Genomic DNA, 2401 nt, shown 5'->3' with positions numbered 1-2401 from the left:
CTGCTGAAGGTCGAGCGGATCGACCACGGGATCCGCGCGATGGAGGACCCGGAGGTCGTCGCGATGCTCCGCGAGCGCCGCATCCCGGTGACGGTGGGCACATCCACCTCGAGGGCACGATCGAGCCCGAGCACATCGTCGAGATGGCGCGCCGCAACGGGGTCGCCCTGCCCACCGAGGATCTCGACGCCCTCCGCGCGCGGTACTCCTTCACCGACCTCGCGTCGTTCCTGGAGCTGCACTACTCGAACCTCACCGTGCTGAAGACGGAGCGGGACTTCTTCGAGCTCGCGACCGGCTACCTCGACCGGGCGCAGAAGGCGAACGTCCGCCGCGCCGAGATCTTCTTCGACCCGCAGACGCACCTCGGCAACGGCGTCGCGCTCGACACCGTGATGAGCGGGATCACCCGTGCGCTCGGTCGGAGCGAGGAGACCCACGGGGTCTCGACGGACCTGATCATGTGCTTCCTCCGCGACCTGGGCGCCGACGCGGCCGACGAGATGCTGACGGCGATCCTCCCCTGGCGCGAGCACATCATCGGCGTCGGGCTCGACTCGAACGAGGTGGGCTTCGGCCCGGAGCTGTTCGTCGACGTCTACGCGCGCGCCGCGGCGGACGGACTGCGCCTGGTCGCGCACGCCGGCGAGGAGGCCGGGCCCGAGACGGTCGCGGCCACCGTCGAGCTGCTGAAGGTCGAGCGGATCGACCACGGGATCCGCGCGATGGAGGACCCGGAGGTCGTCGCGATGCTCCGCGAGCGCCGCATCCCGGTGACGGTGGGCCCGCTGTCGAACGTCGCCCTGCGCGCGGTGGACACGATGGCCGACCACCCGCTGCCCGCGATGCTCCGCGAGGGACTCGTCGTGACGGTCTCGAGCGACGATCCGCCCTACTTCGGCGGCTACGTGGATGAGAACTACCGCGCCCTGGTCGAGGAGCTGGGGATGGACGACGCGCAGCTCGAGCAGCTGGCGCTCAACTCCTTCGACGCGGCGTTCATCACGGAGGAGGACCGCGAGCGCTGGCAGGCGGAGGTGCGCGAGCACTTCGCGCGGTGAGCGCGTCACTGCCCAGAGAACGATCGTTCCCACCCTCCCCGCGCGCTGAGCCCTCGTTCCGCGGTCGCACGCCTCCGCGCCCGCCCTACGCTGGCCGGATGACCCGATCCGACGGCACACGATGAGCTGGGTGCTCCTCACCGGCGCGATCCTCACCGAGGTGACGGCGTCGCTCGCCCTCCAGGCCGCCATCGAGTCGCCGGGCTGGTACGCCCTCGTGGTGGCGGGCTACCTGGCGGCGTTCGTCCTCCTCAGCCGGGTGCTCAAGGCCGGCATGCCGATCGGAGTCGCGTACGGCGTGTGGGGCGCGTGCGGCGTCGCGCTGACGGCGGTCCTCGCGGCCGTGCTCTTCGGTCAGCCGCTGACGGGCGTGATGACGATCGGGCTGGTGCTGATCATCGCGGGCGTGCTGATGGTCGAGATCGGCTCGCAGCGAGCGCAGGCCGCGCGCCGGGCGGTGCGCTGATGGCCTGGCTGCTGCTCTCGGGCGCGATCCTCACCGAGGTCGCCGCGACGATGAGCCTCAAGCCCGCGACGGACGGCCGGAAGCGCTGGTACGTCGTGGTCGGAGTCGGCTACGTCGTCGCGTTCACGCTGCTGGCCGGGGCGCTCGCGCAGGGCATGCCGATCGGGGTGGCCTACGGGATCTGGGCGGCGGTCGGAGTCGCGCTGACCGCGGTGCTCGGCCGCTGGCTGTTCCAGGACCCGCTGACCTGGACGATGCTCGGCGGGATCGGCCTGATCATCGCCGGCGTGCTGCTGGTGGAGCTCGGGCACTGACCGGCCGAGTGCCGTCGCGGCGGGAGTCCCTCCACTCAGCGGCCGTCGCGGCGGGAGCGCGCCTCCTCAGCCGTCGTCGCGGCGGAAGCGCTTCGGCGTCACCGGTTGTCGCGGCGGTACCGCGCCTCGCGGCCGGCGATGTGGAGGCCGAGCCCGGTGACCGCGACTGCGAAGGCGACCAGCACGCCGATGAACGCGATCTCGTCGCCCGCTCCGACCGCCACGGCCGCGGCGGCGAGCCCGATCAGCGCGAGGGCGAGCACCACGGCGCCGACGGTCTCGAGAGGGCTCCAGGCGGTCATGGCTCCAGCGTGCGCTCGGAGCGGCGCGCGGGCAAGGGGCGGCAGGCGAACAGGACATGACGTCCCGCCGACCGCGGAGGTCCGCGCGGGTCCCAGCACACGACCCGTCCGCCCGGACGTCGGTCGACCGGGTGCTGCGGATCGCGGAGCTCGTCCGAGGCGGTCCGCGGTGCGAGCCCGCTCCGTCCGTCCCCGCCGGAACGCCCCCGCCCGTTCGCCCCGCCGCCGCGCCCGCCCCTAGGCTCGACGGCGTGACCG

4 protein-coding genes are annotated in these 2401 nt (G+C 72.9%); 3 read left to right on the top strand and 1 reads right to left on the bottom strand.

What is annotated here, in order from left to right; all coding sequences use genetic code 11:
• The first annotated feature begins 101 nt into the window (after positions 1 to 101).
• The 3 genes from add to C5C99_RS16615 all read left to right on the top strand — a co-directional run bounded on the left by add (position 102) and on the right by C5C99_RS16615 (position 1841).
• Entirely contained in the window at positions 102 to 1061 is a 960-nt protein-coding gene (gene add / locus C5C99_RS16625; protein ID WP_258063735.1) for an adenosine deaminase, read from the top strand.
• Between the two features lie 121 nt (positions 1062 to 1182).
• A complete protein-coding gene (locus tag C5C99_RS16620; protein ID WP_104269826.1) occupies positions 1183 to 1527 on the top strand; it encodes a multidrug efflux SMR transporter in 345 nt (114 codons plus the stop codon).
• Positions 1527 to 1841 carry a multidrug efflux SMR transporter gene (locus C5C99_RS16615; RefSeq protein WP_104224891.1) on the top strand — a complete coding sequence of 105 codons (315 nt, stop codon included), beginning with the start codon at positions 1527 to 1529 and terminating at the stop codon, positions 1839 to 1841. Before C5C99_RS16620 ends, C5C99_RS16615 begins: the two co-directional genes overlap by 1 nt.
• A 98-nt stretch (positions 1842 to 1939) precedes the next feature.
• On the opposite strand, the gene C5C99_RS16610 is transcribed toward C5C99_RS16615, so the two are convergent.
• A complete protein-coding gene (locus tag C5C99_RS16610; protein ID WP_104248362.1) occupies positions 1940 to 2143 on the bottom strand; it encodes a hypothetical protein in 204 nt (67 codons plus the stop codon).
• Between the last annotated feature and the right edge of the window lie 258 nt (positions 2144 to 2401).

This window comes from Rathayibacter sp. AY1C4 (assembly GCF_002932195.1).
Lineage (GTDB): Bacteria > Actinomycetota > Actinomycetes > Actinomycetales > Microbacteriaceae > Rathayibacter.
This window is presented reverse-complemented; position numbering and strand designations above follow the sequence as displayed.